The sequence below is a fragment of the Halanaerobium congolense genome (assembly GCF_004366375.1).
Taxonomy (GTDB): Bacteria; Bacillota; Halanaerobiia; order Halanaerobiales; family Halanaerobiaceae; genus Halanaerobium; species Halanaerobium congolense.
In genome coordinates this window covers 1-16,300 of sequence record NZ_SOEF01000045.1, presented here as the reverse complement: position 1 = coordinate 16,300, position 16,300 = coordinate 1, and the positions used below count along the sequence as shown (strand labels likewise).

The 16,300-nt window shown below is 31.4% G+C and carries 14 protein-coding genes; 7 read left to right on the top strand and 7 right to left on the bottom strand.

What is annotated here, in order from left to right; all coding sequences use genetic code 11:
* Positions 1–58: 58 nt before the first annotated feature.
* The 7 genes from rsmG to rnpA all read right to left on the bottom strand — a co-directional run bounded on the left by rsmG (position 59) and on the right by rnpA (position 6,155).
* Positions 59–769, bottom strand: coding sequence for a 16S rRNA (guanine(527)-N(7))-methyltransferase RsmG (gene rsmG / locus C7954_RS12280; RefSeq protein ID WP_134060125.1), 711 nt, complete (start codon positions 767–769; stop codon positions 59–61).
* Positions 756–2,666: a tRNA uridine-5-carboxymethylaminomethyl(34) synthesis enzyme MnmG gene (gene mnmG / locus C7954_RS12275; protein ID WP_073157955.1), complete on the bottom strand. Its 1,911-nt coding sequence runs from the start codon at positions 2,664–2,666 to the stop codon at positions 756–758. Before mnmG ends, rsmG begins: the two co-directional genes overlap by 14 nt.
* A gap of 24 nt (positions 2,667–2,690) precedes the next feature.
* Positions 2,691–4,085: a tRNA uridine-5-carboxymethylaminomethyl(34) synthesis GTPase MnmE gene (gene mnmE / locus C7954_RS12270; RefSeq protein ID WP_134060124.1), complete on the bottom strand. Its 1,395-nt coding sequence runs from the start codon at positions 4,083–4,085 to the stop codon at positions 2,691–2,693.
* 140 nt (positions 4,086–4,225) lie between these two features.
* Positions 4,226–4,861: an RNA-binding cell elongation regulator Jag/EloR gene (jag, locus tag C7954_RS12265; RefSeq protein ID WP_073157949.1), complete on the bottom strand. Its 636-nt coding sequence runs from the start codon at positions 4,859–4,861 to the stop codon at positions 4,226–4,228.
* Positions 4,862–4,866: 5 nt separating this feature from the next.
* Positions 4,867–5,514 carry a YidC/Oxa1 family membrane protein insertase gene (locus C7954_RS12260; RefSeq protein ID WP_073157946.1) on the bottom strand — a complete coding sequence of 216 codons (648 nt, stop codon included), beginning with the start codon at positions 5,512–5,514 and terminating at the stop codon, positions 4,867–4,869.
* Between the two features lie 14 nt (positions 5,515–5,528).
* Positions 5,529–5,738, bottom strand: a complete 210-nt coding sequence (gene yidD, locus C7954_RS12255; protein WP_073157944.1) for a membrane protein insertion efficiency factor YidD — start codon at positions 5,736–5,738, stop codon at positions 5,529–5,531.
* An 87-nt stretch (positions 5,739–5,825) separates the two neighbouring features.
* Positions 5,826–6,155: a ribonuclease P protein component gene (gene rnpA, locus C7954_RS12250; RefSeq protein WP_073157941.1), complete on the bottom strand. Its 330-nt coding sequence runs from the start codon at positions 6,153–6,155 to the stop codon at positions 5,826–5,828.
* A 545-nt stretch (positions 6,156–6,700) separates the two neighbouring features.
* On the opposite strand from rnpA, the gene dnaA reads away from it, so the two are divergent.
* The 7 genes from dnaA (at position 6,701) to gyrA (ending at position 15,769) form a co-directional block, all read left to right on the top strand.
* A complete protein-coding gene (dnaA, locus tag C7954_RS12245; RefSeq protein WP_073157938.1) occupies positions 6,701–8,110 on the top strand; it encodes a chromosomal replication initiator protein DnaA in 1,410 nt (469 codons plus the stop codon).
* A 307-nt stretch (positions 8,111–8,417) separates the two neighbouring features.
* A complete protein-coding gene (dnaN, locus tag C7954_RS12240) occupies positions 8,418–9,530 on the top strand; it encodes a DNA polymerase III subunit beta (protein ID WP_073157935.1) in 1,113 nt (370 codons plus the stop codon).
* A gap of 72 nt (positions 9,531–9,602) precedes the next feature.
* Entirely contained in the window at positions 9,603–9,821 is a 219-nt protein-coding gene (locus C7954_RS12235) for an RNA-binding S4 domain-containing protein (RefSeq protein WP_073157932.1), read from the top strand.
* A 3-nt stretch (positions 9,822–9,824) separates the two neighbouring features.
* The gene (gene recF, locus C7954_RS12230) at positions 9,825–10,949 is read left to right on the top strand and encodes a DNA replication/repair protein RecF (protein ID WP_073157929.1); all 1,125 of its coding nucleotides are present in this window, start codon (positions 9,825–9,827) and stop codon (positions 10,947–10,949) included.
* 4 nt (positions 10,950–10,953) lie between these two features.
* Complete coding sequence (gene remB / locus C7954_RS12225) at positions 10,954–11,214, top strand: extracellular matrix regulator RemB (RefSeq protein WP_073157926.1); 261 nt, start codon at positions 10,954–10,956, stop codon at positions 11,212–11,214.
* On the top strand, positions 11,214–13,136 hold the full coding sequence (gene gyrB / locus C7954_RS12220; RefSeq protein WP_073157923.1) for a DNA topoisomerase (ATP-hydrolyzing) subunit B: 1,923 nt from the start codon (positions 11,214–11,216) through the stop codon (positions 13,134–13,136). Before remB ends, gyrB begins: the two co-directional genes overlap by 1 nt.
* Before the next feature lie 32 nt (positions 13,137–13,168).
* Complete coding sequence (gene gyrA / locus C7954_RS12215) at positions 13,169–15,769, top strand: DNA gyrase subunit A (RefSeq protein ID WP_073157919.1); 2,601 nt, start codon at positions 13,169–13,171, stop codon at positions 15,767–15,769.
* The last annotated feature ends 531 nt before the right edge of the window (positions 15,770–16,300 follow it).

Below are 16,300 nucleotides of genomic sequence, written 5' to 3'. Positions count from 1 at the left end.
TTCGAAAATACCAAAATTTATGGGAATTTAAAGGATTGTTTGCACAGCTTTATTTCATTCAGGGATGCTGCATGATAAAAAGTTGTAAAGTGGTGTTATTTTTTTCCACTATAATTAAATAGCGCTCCGCTTCAAGTCCTGGAACATCAAGCTCAATTGTTTTTTTGATTTTAGCTCCTAGAATATCTAAAGCATTTTTAGCTTCTTCAATTTCAGTTTTATATTCCGGACCTTTATAAAGATAAGCCAATCCACCGATTTTCAAAAAGGGTACTGCATATTCCAATAAAACATTTAAAGAAGCTACAGCTCTTGAACAAACAAAATCAAAAGAACCCCGCCATTCTGAAATTTTTGCCAAATCTTCAGCCCGGCCGTGAGTAGCATCAATACCGCTTAAGCCCAACTTATAAATTAATTGATTTAAAAAATTAACCTTTTTTGAAGAAGAATCTAATAGATAAAAACTATCTCCAGGTAAAAATAGTTTTAAAACCATACCTGGAAATCCAGCACCAGTTCCGATATCAAGCCATCTTTTCCTTTGATCTATATTTAATTGATTTAAAATAACCAAAGAATCTAAGAAATGTTTTTTTATAACTTCCTCTGGTTCTGTAATAGTGCTTAAATTATATTTTTTATTTTCTTCTATAAAGAAAAGATAGTATTCCCACAGCTGCTGCAGCTGTTCATTGCTGTAGGAAATATCTAAATCCTTAATTCCTTTTTCCAATTGGGAAATAAATTTCTCCTTATTGATTTTCATTCTGATCATCCTTATTTTTTCTGTTATACTGTTCAAGATAAATCATTAAAGCTGAAATATCAGCAGGAGATACCCCGGAAATACGGGAAGCTTGTCCAATTGAAAGTGGTTTTATTTTATTAAGTTTTTCTCTTGCTTCAAGTCGAAGATTATCTAGTTGATCATAATCTAGTTCTTCAGGAATCTTCTTTTCTTCCATCTTTCTAAACTGCTCTACCTGAGCTTCCTGGCGCTCTATATATCCTTTATACTTAACCTGAATTTCTATTTGTTCCTGGACATCCGGTTTTATTTTTGGAAGATCATCTGCAAAAAATTGAAGATCTGTATAGGATATTTCTGGCCGGCGCAGTAATTTTTCTAAGCTAACTGGTTTACTTAGATTTCCACTCTCTAACTCTTCTAATTTGGTTCTTACTTCTTTTGTTGGATTTACCTGATTTTCATCTGCCCGTAAATAAGTTAAAGCTTTTTTCACACCATCCATTTTTTCCTGGTAATGCTTATATCTTTGATCACTAACCAAGCCAATTTTTCTTCCTAAAGGAGTTAATCTTTGATCTGCATTATCCTGTCTTAAAAGCAGCCTATATTCCGCCCTAGAAGTCATAATTCTATAGGGTTCCGGGGTTCCTTTAGTAACTAAATCATCGATTAAAACTCCAATATAGGCCTGGGACCTTTTTAAAATTATAGGATCTTTTCCCTGCAGATTCAAAGCCGCATTAATTCCGGCAATCAAACCCTGACCAGCTGCCTCTTCATAGCCTGAGCTGCCATTAATCTGGCCAGCAGTATAAAGCCCCTTAACTTTTTTTAACTCTAAATCAAGTTTCAATTCTTCTGGATCCACACAATCATATTCAATTGCATATCCCGGCCTCATAATTTCTACATTTTCTAAGCCCGGGATGGTTCTTGCCATTTCTATCTGTACATCATAGGGAAGACTGGTAGAAAGTCCAGAAACATAATATTCATCAGTACCCAGTCCTTCAGGTTCAATAAAAAGCTGATGTCTGCCTTTATCAGGAAAACGAACTACTTTATCCTCAATTGAAGGACAATAACGAGGACCAACTCCATCAATTACACCACTAAATAATGGTGTTCTCATTTTATTATCACTAATAATTTTATGAGTTTCTTCGGAAGTATAGGTCAAATAGCACATTGCCTGCTCCCCACTTAGAGGTTCTGATTCAAAAGAAAAACTTAAATCTTCCTCTCCCGGCTGCGGCTCCATTTTAGAAAAATCCATAGATTTTTTGCTGACCCGGGGAGGAGTTCCAGTTTTAAACCTTCTTAAGTTAATCCCCAGTTCCTTTAAACTACCAGAGAGTTTATTGGCCGGATACTGCTGGTTAGGACCGGCATTAAATTCCGCCTCACCAATAATAATTCTTCCTTTTAAAAAGGTACCTGTAGTTAAAATAACCTTTTTACCGGAAAAAAAGACTCCTGTTTTAGTTACTACTCCCTTCACTTCACCATTTTCAACAATAATTTCTTCGGCTATCTGCTGTTTTAAATCTATATTGTCTTCCTGCTCTAAAACCTGTTTCATTCTCTTATGGTATTCATCTTTATCTGATTGTCCCCGTAGTCCGTGAACTGCAGGTCCTTTACTTGTATTGAGCATTCTAATTTGAATCATTGTTTCATCCATATTTTTTGCCATTTCGCCACCCAAGGCATCAATTTCTCTTACAATATGAGATTTTCCCGGGCCACCAAGTGAAGGATTACAGGGCATAAAAGCCACATGATCTAAACTAACTGTCAGGGTAAGTGTTTTTAAGCCCATACGTGCTGGAGCCAAAGAAGCTTCACAGCCTGCGTGACCTGCTCCTATTACAATTACATCATACTCCTTTGGATATTTATAAAAATCCATTATATCTCTCCCTTTTATTAATACTTATTTCCCAAGACAAAAATCATTAAATATTCTATCTAAGATGTCATCTGCTACAGTTTCTCCTGTAATCTTACCTAAAGCATCTAAACAATCTTTTAAATCTATTGTTAAAAAATCATAAGGCATATTTGTTTCATGTGAAACAATTACTCTTTCAATTGCTGCTTCTGCTTTAACTAAAGCATCTTTATGTCTGCTTTGAGTAACAATTGTTTCAGAATCAAGATCAATATCCTCATCTATTATTTCTTTTAAAATATCATCTTTCAGTTCATTTAAACCTTCTTCTTCTAATAAAGAGATCCAAAGAACACTGTGCTCTGAAAATTCTTTTTCAATTTTTTCCTTATCAACCTTGACAGGTAAATCAGTTTTATTGACAATTACTATTAACGGTTTATCCTTAATTAGTTTGTAAATTTTTCTGTCTTCAGCGGTAATATCCTGACTAATATCTAACATAAAGAGAACTAAGTCTGCTTTTTCAGCAGATTTTCTAGTCCGCTCTACCCCAATTTTTTCAACAGCATCACTAGTTTCTCTAATTCCAGCTGTATCAATTATTTTTAAAGGAATTCCTTTTAAATTAACATATTCTTCAATGACATCCCTAGTTGTACCTGGAATATCAGTTACAATAGCTCTTTTTTCCTCTAAAAAATAATTTAATAAGCTTGATTTGCCTACATTGGGTTTACCTACAATAACCGTTTTTAAACCTTCTTTATATATTTTGCCCTGTTTACTGCTTTCTAATAATTTTTCTATTTCTTCTTTTATATAATTAAATTTATCTCCCAGTTGCCCCGGTAAAAAACCTTTAATTTCATCTTCTGGATAGTCAATCGCAGCTTCCAAATGAGCCAGTATTTCTACTGCCTCTTCTTTTATCTGATCGACTTTTTTTGAAAGCTTACCATTCAGCTGGTCAACTGCTAAATCAAGACTTTTTTCAGTTTTAGAATTTATGACTTCGATAATTGCTTCAGCCTGAGCTAAATCAATTCTTCCGTTCAAAAAAGCTCTTTGAGAAAATTCTCCTGCCTCTGCTAGACGTGCTCCACACTTTAAAGTTAAGTCCAGTACTGCCTTTAATGGGGTCATCCCCCCGTGACAGTCAAATTCTAAAACATTTTCCCCGGTAAACGAATGAGGTCTTTTCATCATAATGGCAACTACTTCATCAACAACTTTATTTTTTTCTGGATCCTTAATATAACCATAATGAGCAGTATAAGTCTCCTGTTGAGATAGTTTTTTTCCTTCTTTTATTGATTTAAAAATTTTATCACCAATTTCATAGGCCTGAGGTCCACTAATTCTTATTTTTCCTGTTCCTCCAGTGCCAAATGGTGTTGCAATTGCGGCTATTGTATCTTCTTTTAAAATATTCATAACTTAACACCTCCTAAAACATAACCCAGCAGAGAAATTCCTGCTGGGTTAATGATAAAAGCCATCTGCTTCTTTGATTTTTCTATTTATTCTAACTGCATATTTAAAAAAGCAGTTCTTTATTGATCTTAGATAAATTATTAATTATCTAATGGTTCTATCATAACTTTACGGTAGGGTTCTTTTCCCTCACTGTATGATTTAACATTTTTATTTTCTTTAAGTGCTATATGAATAATCCTTCTCTCATGTGGCGGCATAGGTTCTAATACAACTTTTCTTTTCTTTCTTTCTGCTTTAGAAGCCAATCTTGCTGCAAGCCTCTCTAAAGTTTCTTTGCGTCGCTCACGATAACCTTCAGCATCAAGCAAAACCCTAAAATATTCTTCTAATTCCTTATTAATAAAGATAGAGGTTAAATACTGCATTGCATCAAGTGTTTCACCGCGATGACCAATTACTAAACCCAGTTCTTTTTCCCCAGTTAAGTTGTAGACAACTTGCTCATCATTAGTTTTTTCTTCTAAAATTTCTACACCAACATCTATTTGGGCTTTATTTAAAAGTGTTTCTAAAAACTCTTTTCCCTTCTTGATTGGATCAAAAATTTCTTTTACTTCTACAACAGCATCTTTAGCACCTATGAAACCTAATAAACCTTTGCTTCCTTCATCAATAACATTTATTTCTGCATTTTCTCTTTCAATTTCAAGTTCATTTAAAGCCTTCTTTACTGCTTTTTCAACATTTTTAGCTTCTATTTTTATACTTTTCATATCTACTATGCATCCCCCTTGATTCGGCTGGGTTCTTTAGATAAGAAGTACTGCTGTGCTACAGTAAATAAAGTTGATGTGAACCAGTATAATAATACACCAGATGGTAATCTAAAACCAATAAATATAATAAAGAGCGGCATCATATACATCATTTTATTACTTTTACCATCTCCACCAGATATCTGCTGAGTCATATAAGTTTGACCAAACATAACAACTGCATTTAAAAGAACAATTGCAATATCAGGATCTGCTAAAGATCCATTAGTTATAGTTCCAATCCACAAAAATGTTTCACTTGCCATTTTATCTCCCAGAGCAAAAATAGTTCTGTATAAAGGAATTAAAATAGCCATCTGAACAATCATTGGCAAACAACCAGCTGCTGGATTAACACCATGTTCCTGATAAAGATTCATCATTTCTTCCTGCTGTTTTTCCTTATCATCTTTATATTTCTCCTGAATTTTTTTCATTTCAGGCTGTATTTCCTGCATTTCCCGCATTGACCGTGTCTGTTTTGCAGTTAAAGGATAAAGAACTATTTTAATCAGCAGGGTAAAGATTATAATTGCAAGACCATAATTACCAACAATATTGTAAATAAAATCTAAAGCATACGCCATTCCATTAATTAACCAATCAAACATTTAATAAATTCCTCCTATTCTACCGGATCATAACCGCCTGGATTAAAAGGATGGCAGCGAATAATCCTTTTAAAGCCCAGCCAACTACCTTTTAAAACCCCATATTTTACAATTGCCTGTCTTGAATATTCCGAACAAGTGGGACGAAAACGACAGCTTTTGGGAGTCCAGGGTGAAATAATCTTTTGATAGATTTTAATTAAAAATAAAAATAACTTTTTCATTTTATCACCTTATTTAACCAGTTTCATAATTATTAAAATAATTATGTAAACAATTTAAATATTATTTTTAACTTTTGCTTATGTAAGTTAAATTATATTCATTTTTTTATATAATTTTTTTACATCTCTTTTTAAATCTTGATAATCTAGCTGTACCACCGGTTGTCTGGCAATAAAAATTATATCGTAACCCTTAAACACTTTTTCTTTTTCAAATTCTCTAATAATTTCACGCAATCTCCTTTTTAACTTGTTTCTAACAACAGCATTTCCAATTTTTTTGCTGACTGACAAACCATATCTATTTTTTTTACCTTTTTCGTAGTCTAAACAATAAATTACTAGATTACGAGTAGCATATGATTTACCATTTTCATATACTTTTTTAAATTCCTTATTCTTTTTAAGACTTTCCACCAAATAACCTCCAACTAAAATAATCCACAATCAATCCCATTATTTATTCATACATTTAAAATTATATGCTATTTACATAGTAGAGTCAAGGAGTTTTAGTCTTATCCACAAGATAATTTATTTGATGCTTTGTTGATAATTTGTTAATAATCTGTTATTATTAATATGGTTATTTATGATTTCTTTTCAACCCTTACTGAATTAATAGTTAAGATAATATTAACAAAATGTTTATAGATTTATCAACAAAACTACAAAATACAGCTAAATATAGCTACTTATCCACAATTTTTTAATTTTTTATCCACAAATTGTTAATAACAATTATTATTTGTGGATATCTTTTCTCTTTTTATTAACAAAATTATATTTATTTTTTTAAACAAAAAAGTAATTTTACTGACTTAACAGTAAAGAATCTATTATCTGTCTTGTGGATAAAATCCAACCTTTTCCACAATTTTGTGGATAAAGCCTTTTTTATCCCCATTGATTGGGGATAACTTTAACTTAAGCTCAATTTTTTGAATTACAGGAGGTATTTTATGTCTTTCTCGCAAAAAGAACTAGATCACATTTGGAATAAAACTTTAGAAAATATAAAAGAAAAAATAACTAATCCAAGTTTTAATACCTGGTTTTCGGAAACTAAAGCAGTTATGACAACTGCAGAAAATCAGCTGGTATTACAAGTACCTAACAATTTTATCCAAGAATGGATAGAAAGTCAGTATACAGACTTAATTGAAAATATACTGGAAGATTTAACTGGAAATAAATGGACTTTAATTCTTTTAACTCCCAAAGAGGTTAAAAAATTTAAAGAAAACAAAAAAAATAAGACTAATCAAGAAGAAGATACTGATAAGGTTGAAGTTGCAGAAAAAAATACAGAAGAAGATAAGATTGAATCAGAATTAAAACAAAATGGATTTAATCCAAAATATACATTTGATACTTTTGTTGTTGGTAACAGCAACCGATTTGCTCATGCGGCATCTTTAGCAGTTGCTGAAGCACCGGCAAAGGCATATAATCCTCTTTTTATTTATGGTGATGTAGGACTTGGTAAAACTCACTTAATGCAGGCAATTGCTCACTTTATTTTAAAAAATAACCCTGATTATAAAGTTGTTTATGTTTCTTCGGAAACCTTTACGAATGAATTAATTAATTCCATTAAAGATGATTCAACTGTAGATTTTAGAGATAAATACAGAAATATAGATATTTTACTGGTTGATGATATTCAATTTTTAGCTGGTAAAGAAAGAACCCAGGAAGAATTTTTTCATACTTTTAATACTTTACATGAATCAAATCGTCAGCTTATTATTTCTAGTGATCGTCCACCAAAAGAAATTCCTACTTTAGAAGAAAGACTTCGTTCCCGCTTTGAATGGGGTTTAATTACTGATATTCAGAAACCTGATTTAGAAACTAGAATTGCAATTTTAAGAAAAAAAGCCGATATTGAAAATTTAACAATTCCCAACGAAGTTGTTATCTATATTGCAAATAAAATTCAATCTAATATTAGAGAATTAGAAGGTGCTTTAGTTAAAGTAATTGCTTATTCTTCTTTAGTTGATCGAGAAATTGATGTTGATTTAGCTCGAGAAGCTTTAAAAGATCTAGTTAATAAAAAGAAAAATGAGCAAATAGAAGTTAATATTGAAAGAATAAAAAAAATTATAATTGAAGACTACAATTTAAGAATGGAAGATATGCATTCTAAAAAAAGAACTCAAAATATTGCATTTCCCCGTCAAATAGCTATGTATTTAAGCAGAGAATTAACTGATTTTTCTCTACCCCATATTGGTGATGAATTTGGAGGACGTGATCACACAACAGTTATTCATGCTCATAATAAAATAAAAGAGAAAATAAAGAATGAAGATGATTTTAATAATAAAATTGAAAGACTTATAGATACAATAAAACATGGATAATTTAAATTTATTATTCTTATATTTTAAACTAAATTATCCTTTATATTATTCATCAACAATATTTGTGGATAAGTATTAAGATCCATGTTGATAGATTGTTAATAATTTAAAACTGTTAGTATGTGGATAACTCTTAGTTTATTCGTTAACAACTTATCTACAGGTAAAATCATTGTCTCACTGAGTTAAAAGGACTTTTCCACATATTCACAGCCCCTACTACTATTACTACTAGTTTTATTAATAAATTAACCACTATTATTATTTTGGAATTTTGTTAATAACTTTATATCTGGAGGGATACACCTTGAAATTTTCAATTAATCAAAAAAACTTATATAATGCTTTAAATATAGTTAGAAGAGCTGTAGCTAAAAATCAAACATTACCTATTTTAACAGGTATCTTTTTTAGTTTAAAAAATAATACTTTAAATTTAAAATCAACTGATTTAGAATTAGGAATAGAGTATAAATTAGAAGTTGACGGCCAACTTGATGGTTCAATTGTACTGCCAGCTAATCAAATTCTAAATATTATTCGTGAATTACCAAATGAAGAAGTTAAAATCGAATTAAATAAAGATAAATGGCAGCTGCAGATAAAATGTATCAATTCTTTATTTAAAATAAATGGTTATGATCCAGATGAATTTCCTAATTTACCTCAGGTAGAAGAAAGTTCAAAATTTAATTTACCTTCAAGTAAATTTAAGGAAATGATTCAAAAAGTAAGAATTTCTACTTCTAAAGATGAAACTCAACCTGCTCTAACAGGTGCTTTGTTTGAGGTTGAAGCAGAAAAAGTAAAGATGGTTTCTACCAATACATATCGTTTATCATATATTGAAGCTCCTTTAAAAACATCTGTTAATGAAAAAATAGCAGTTATTTTACCAGGCAGCACCTTACAAGAACTTAATAATTTATTAGAAAATGAGGGTTCTGTTAATATAGAAGTTGACAGTAATTATGTTCGTTTTATTTTTGCTGGAATAGAGGTAATATCGCGTTTAATAGAAGGTAAATTTCCAAATTATGAGTTGGTTATTCCTGATGAATCTAATAGCAAGTTTTCAGCAGATTTATTTCAGCTGCATAGGGCTGTAAAAAGAGCTTCTTTAATTGCTAAACTTGATGCAAATATTATAACTCTTTCTGTAGATCAGGGTTTAATGGAAATTAATTCAACTGAGGGCAGTTCAGGTTATGCTCATGAAGAAATAAAAATTGATATGGAGGGCCCTGAACAAAAAATAAATATTGATGCTGGCTATTTTATTGATGTTTTAAAAGTTTTAAATTCAGATGTAATTAATATAGAAATGATTGGACCTTTAAATCCTTTGGTTGTAAAATCGAAAACAGAGGCTGGGGATAAGTTTATCTATCTAATTATGCCGGTGCGTTCACAATCATAAAAGTGTACTGGATGTTGAAATGTGGATAGTTATTCAGAGGTTACACTAAAATTTAATTAGAGGAGAAAAAAAATGGAAGAAATAAAAATAACAAGTGATACAATTAATTTAGATCAATTTTTAAAATGGGCTAATATTGTAATGAGTGGTGGAGAAGCAAAACATTTAATTCAGGCAGGAAAAGTCGAGGTTAATGGAGAAATAGAATTAAAGAGGGGAAAGACTTTAAAAGCTGGTGATATTGTTTCTTTAACAGCTGAAGAAAAAAAATATAAAGTAAGTCGGGGATAATTAATGTATTTAGAAAGAGTTCTCTGCCGTAATTTTCGTAATTTTGATGAATTAATAATTGATTTAAATCCAAATCTAAATATCTTCTTAGGTGCCAATGGTCAGGGAAAAACTAATTTTTTAGAATCAATTTATTTAATGGCAACTGCTAATTCTCATAGAAGTAGTATTACTTCAGAAATGATTAATTGGGAGGCAGATAAAGCTCTAGTTCAGTTGCTTTTAAGGCGCAGGGAAGGTAAAATAAAGTTAGCCATGCGTTTAGATAAAGGTGGACGCCGGGTTGAAATTAATGATAATCCTCTGGATAAAGTTAAAGAACTGCTTGGATATTTAAATGCAGTTTTGTTTTCTCCTGAGGATTTAAAACTGGTTAAAGAGGGACCTTCTTATAGAAGAGATTTTATAGATCTTGAAATTTCACAGGTTAGCCGCTATTATAATCATTTATTAAATAAATATGATCATCTATTAAAACAAAGAAATAATTTATTAAAGTCTATTAGAGATGGAAAATCAAATGATAGAGAAATGCTAGCAGTCTGGGATGAACAGCTGGCTGCGGTTGGAACAAAAATTATTTTAAAAAGAATAGAAGTCATAGATAAATTAAAAATTCTGGCCAGACTTTCTCAGCGTAAAATAACTGAGGGAAGAGAAAATTTAGAACTTAAATATGATATTTCTCTAAATAATTTTTCAAAAAAATTGGGAGAGGCAGAATTAAGAGAACTTTTTATAGATAGTTTGATAGCAAAACGCGATCAGGAAATTGCTCGTGGTTATACTGTGATTGGACCACATCGAGATGATCTTATTTTAAAGGTAAATGAGATGGATTTACGCAAATATGGTTCTCAGGGACAGCAGCGAACTGCTGCTTTGGCATTAAAATTAGCAGAACTGGAATTTATGAAATCAGAGACCGGAGAATATCCAGTCCTGCTTTTAGATGATGTTTTTTCGGAACTAGATGGTTTAAGAAGAAAAGCATTAATTAATATTATAGCTGATAAGATTCAGACTATAATTACAGCAACAGATGGGGAAAATTTATCCGGACTTAAAAATAACTCCTATAATGTATATCAGGTTCAAAAGGGGAGAATAAAAAAGAGGGTGAATTAGAGATATGTTTTTACATCTTGGTGATGGTTATATGATTCCTTCCAAGGAAGTAGTATTAATTGGTGATTTAGAGAGTACGACTTCATCTGAGATAACTGAGGAATTTTTAGAGATTTCTGATGAAGAAGGATTTATTGTTGATTATTCTGGGGGTAATCCCCGTTCTTTTGTGTTAACAGGAGAGACAATTTATCTTTCAATGATCTCATCTAAGACACTTGGTGATAGAGTTGATAAGTTTACAGAAGAAAATGGGGGATATTGATGGATATTAAGGATAGAGGTAATTATGAAGCAGAACATATACAGGTATTGGAAGGACTGGAAGCAGTTCGTAAAAGGCCTGGGATGTACATTGGTTCTACAAGTTTAGAAGGATTACATCATTTAGTTTATGAAGTAGTTGATAATAGTATTGATGAGGCAATGGCTGGCTACTGTTCGGAAATATCTGTTGAAATTAAGCCTGGTAATGTAGTGAAAGTTCAGGATGATGGAAGAGGTATCCCAGTAGAAATCCATCCTAAGGTAGATAAACCAGCAGTAGAAGTTGTAATGACTACTCTTCATGCAGGAGGTAAATTTGGAGGAGAAGGATATAAGGTATCCGGGGGTCTCCATGGTGTTGGTATTTCAGTAGTAAATGCTTTAACAGAATGGATGGAAGTTGAAATTGCTTGGAAAGATGGAAAAGTATATAAGCAAAAATATGAAAGAGGAGTTCCTCAACATGAGCTGCAGATAGTTGGAAGCTGTGACAGTGACTGTACAGGAACTACAATTGAGTTTAAACCGGATTCTTTAATTTTTGAAGAAATAGATTTTGATTTTAGAGTCCTGGCTCAGCGTTTAAAAGAACTGGCTTTTTTAAATAAAGGAACAACAATCAAAATAACAGATACTCGAAAAGAAGAAGTTGAAGAGGAAGAATTTCACTTTGATGGAGGTTTAGTTTCTTTTGTTGAATATTTAACTCAGAGTAAAAAGCCTTTACTTTCTGAACCAATTTACATAGAAGATGAGGCTGAAGAAGGTTCAATTGAGGTTGCAATTATGTATCATCAGGGATATAATACCTCACTTTACACCTTTGCTAATAATATTAATACAAAAGAGGGTGGAACACATCTAAGTGGATTTAAATCGGCTACCACTCGTACCTTTAATGATTATGCCCGCAGTAAAAATCTTTTGAAAGATAATGATGATAACCTAAAGGGTGAAGATATTAGAGAAGGTATGATTGCAATTATAAGTATTAAATTATCAGAGCCTCAGTTTGAAGGTCAGACTAAAACTAAACTGGGAAATAGTGAAATTCGCGGTTTTGTTGATTCTGCAGTTTCTTCATTTTTAAAAACTTATTTAGAAGAAAATCCAAAGGTGGGAAAGGCAATTATTGATAAAGCTATGAGTGCAGCTCAAGCAAGAAAAGCTGCCCGTAAAGCTAGAGATTTAACCAGAAGAAAAAGTGCTTTAACTTCTACAGCCTTACCTGGTAAGCTTGCAGATTGTTCTCGTCGTAAAGCTGATGATACAGAAGTATATATAGTAGAGGGTGATTCTGCCGGAGGTTCTGCTAAACAGGGACGTGACAGAGAATTTCAAGCTATTTTACCACTTAAAGGTAAAATATTAAATGTGGAAAAATCACGTTTAAATAAAATTTTAAATAATGATGAAATCAGAGCTTTGATCACTGCTATTGGAACAGGAGTGGGGGAAGAATTTGATATAAATAATATTCGTTATGACAGGATTATTATTATGACTGATGCTGATGTCGATGGAGCTCATATTAGAACTTTACTTCTAACATTTTTCTATCGATATATGCGTCCTTTACTCGAAAATGGTAATATTTATATTGCACAACCACCTTTATATAAGGTCAAAAAGGGTAGAAGAGAAGAATATGTCTATAATGATAAAGCACTGAAGGAGCTTCTAGATGAAATTGGAAGTGATAGAGTCTCAATGCAGAGATATAAGGGTCTTGGTGAGATGAATCCTAGTCAGTTATGGGATACAACTATGGATCCAGATAATAGAATCTTACTCCAGGTAGATATAGAGGATGCAATTATGGCTGATGAGACATTCTCTATTTTGATGGGAGATAAGGTAGCTCCCAGACGCGAATTTATTCAGGCACATGCCCGCGAAGTTAAAAATCTTGATGTTTAATTCTACTAAAAGATAAAGGTTGGTGAAATATTTTGGAACAAAAAGCAGCAAGAGTTAAAAAAATTGACATAGATCAAGAAATGCGAACATCATATCTTGATTATTCGATGAGTGTTATTGTAGGAAGAGCCTTACCGGATGTTCGAGATGGATTAAAACCTGTACACAGAAGAATTTTATATGCCTTAAATGATCTAGGAATGACCCATACTAAACCACATAAGAAATCTGCCCGTATTGTCGGGGAAGTACTTGGTAAGTATCACCCTCATGGAGATACAGCAGTTTATGATACAATGGTTAGAATGGCTCAGAATTTTTCTTATCGCTATATGCTTGTTGACGGCCACGGAAACTTTGGATCTATTGATGGAGATAGTGCAGCGGCTATGCGTTATACTGAAGCTAGAATGGCTCCAATTGCTTCTGAGATGATGACAGATATTAATAAAGAAACTGTTGATTTTATACCTAACTTTGATGAATCATTAAAGGAACCACAAGTTTTACCGGCAAGATTTCCTAATTTATTAGTTAATGGTGCTTCTGGAATTGCAGTTGGAATGTCGACAAGTATTCCACCTCATAATTTAGGAGAAGTAATTGATGGAGTTATAAAATTAATAAATAATCCAGAGGTCACAACCAAAGAATTAATGGGTACTATCAAAGGACCTGATTTTCCTACAGGTGGTCAGATTATGGGAAGAGGCAGTATTTATAAAGCTTATAAGAATGGTAGAGGAAAATTAACTGTTAGAGCAAAGACTAGAGTTGAAGATTTATCAACTAATCGAAAACAGATCATAGTAGATGAATTACCTTATCAGGTTAATAAAGCTCGTTTAATTAAAAAAATTGCTGATTTAGTTAAAGATGAAAAACTGGAAGCAATTTCAGATATTAGAGATGAATCAGATAGAGATGGAATGAGGATAGTAATTGAATTAAAGAGAGAGGCAACTCCACAGGTTGTTTTGAATCAATTATTTAAACATTCCAGACTTCAGGTTACTTTTAGTGTGATTATGATTGCTCTGGTAGATAAAGAACCAAAAGTATTGTCTTTAAAAGAAATTTTGGAACATTACTTAGAACATCAAAAAGAAGTAATCAGCCGTAGAACTAAATATGATCTAGATAAAGCACTTGATAGAGCACATATTCTGGAAGGATATAGAATTGCTTTAGCAAATATTGATGAAATTGTCGAAATGATAAAAAATGCTGATGAAGTAGATACAGCTAGAATCAATTTAATGGAAAACTATAATCTTTCTGAAACTCAGGCTAATGCTATTTTAAGAATGAGACTTCAGAGTCTGACAGGTTTAGAAAGAAATAAAATTGAAACAGAATATGCTGATCTGCAGGAAAAAATAACATATTATAGATCTGTTTTAGCAGATGAATTAAAATTACTTGAAATTGTTGAAAATGAAATATTAGAAATAAAAAAGAAATATAATGATGAACGCAGAACTTCAATTATGAATAGAGCTACAGATTTAGAATTAGAAGATTTAATTGAAGAGGAACAAATTGTAGTAACTATGACTAATCAAGGTTATATTAAAAGAATGCCGCTTGATCTTTACCGCAGTCAGCGTCGTGGGGGTAAAGGAGTAATAGGTATCAGCACTAAGGAAGAAGATTATGTAGAAAATATATTTACTACAACAACCCATTATCAGTTCTTATTCTTTACAAATCAGGGAAGAGTATATAGATTAAAAGGTTATCAAATTCCGGAAACTGGGAGGCAGGCTAGAGGTACAGCTATTGTAAATCTCTTAGAATTAGAAGAAAATGAAAAAATTAATACTGTAATCCCTGTCAAAGAATTTCCAGAAGATGCCTATTTAATTATGGCTACAAAAAATGGTTTAATTAAAAAGACAGCTTTAGATGAATATGATACTAATTATACTGGTTTAATTGCTATTAATTTAAGAGAAAATGATGAATTAATAGGTGTTAGAATAATTAATAAAGATGAAAATATCTTTTTAATTACTAAAAATGCTAAGGCAATTCATTTTAGTGAAAATGATGTTAGAGCTGTAGGTAGAAATTCTTATGGAGTTAAAGGAATTAATTTAGAAAATGAAGATCAGGTAATTGATATGGGAATTGATTCTGCAGGTGAAGAATTATTAGTAATAACCGAAAATGGTTATGGTAAGAGAACCCCTATTTCCAAATATAGAATTCAAAATAGAGGTGGAAAAGGTATACTTACTGCTAATATTACTGATAAAAATGGTAAATTAGCTGCCGCTAGAATTGTTGAAGCAGGCTTAGAAATGATGGTTATAACTCAAAATGGTATTATTATTAGAGTTGATGTAGATGAAATTTCAACTACTGGAAGAAATACTATAGGGGTTAAGATAATTAATGTCGGTGAAGAGGATGAAGTTGTCTCTTTAGCCAGAATTAATGATGAAATAGTAGAAGAAGATGAAGAAAATGAGGATGAGAAAGAGGATTTAACACCAGAAGAAAAAGCTAAAGTTCGTTTCGATAAAATTGTGGAAAAAATAGATAAAGAAGAAGCTGAAAAAGCTCTGGCTGAAGAAAAAACTAAATCTGAAGCAGAAAAAGATATTGAAGCAGATAATATCGATTAGATTAAAATTGTTAATTATTTTACATCATAATAATTTTTATTCGATATAATGTAATCAATAACTTTTTAATAAGCTTAATTATAATTCCTATAATTTTATAAAACTACAAGGAGGGATATTAAGGTGCTTAATAGAATAAAAAATTTTATTTTTGAAGCAGCAGAATTAGAAATGGAAGCAAGAGGTTATAGAAAATAGTGATGAATATATAGATTATTTTGGATAAAGTAATAAATTATAATGAAAATTTATATAAAAATGTTCTTTAAAAATATAATACCAGGACATTTGTCCCAAATATAAATAATATAAACTTCCTTTAAAGTAGATAATTTTAATTGTAACTATTATCTGCTTGAAGGAATTTTTTTTATTTTTTTCTTGACATAAATAATAATAGATGTTACTATATTACTTGTCGCCGAAAAACAATATGATTTTTTGGTCGATAAAATTATTTTAAAAAGTTCTTGACAAAGCAAAAAGAGCTTGATAAGATAATAAGCGTCGCACAAATAATCTCCGTTAAAA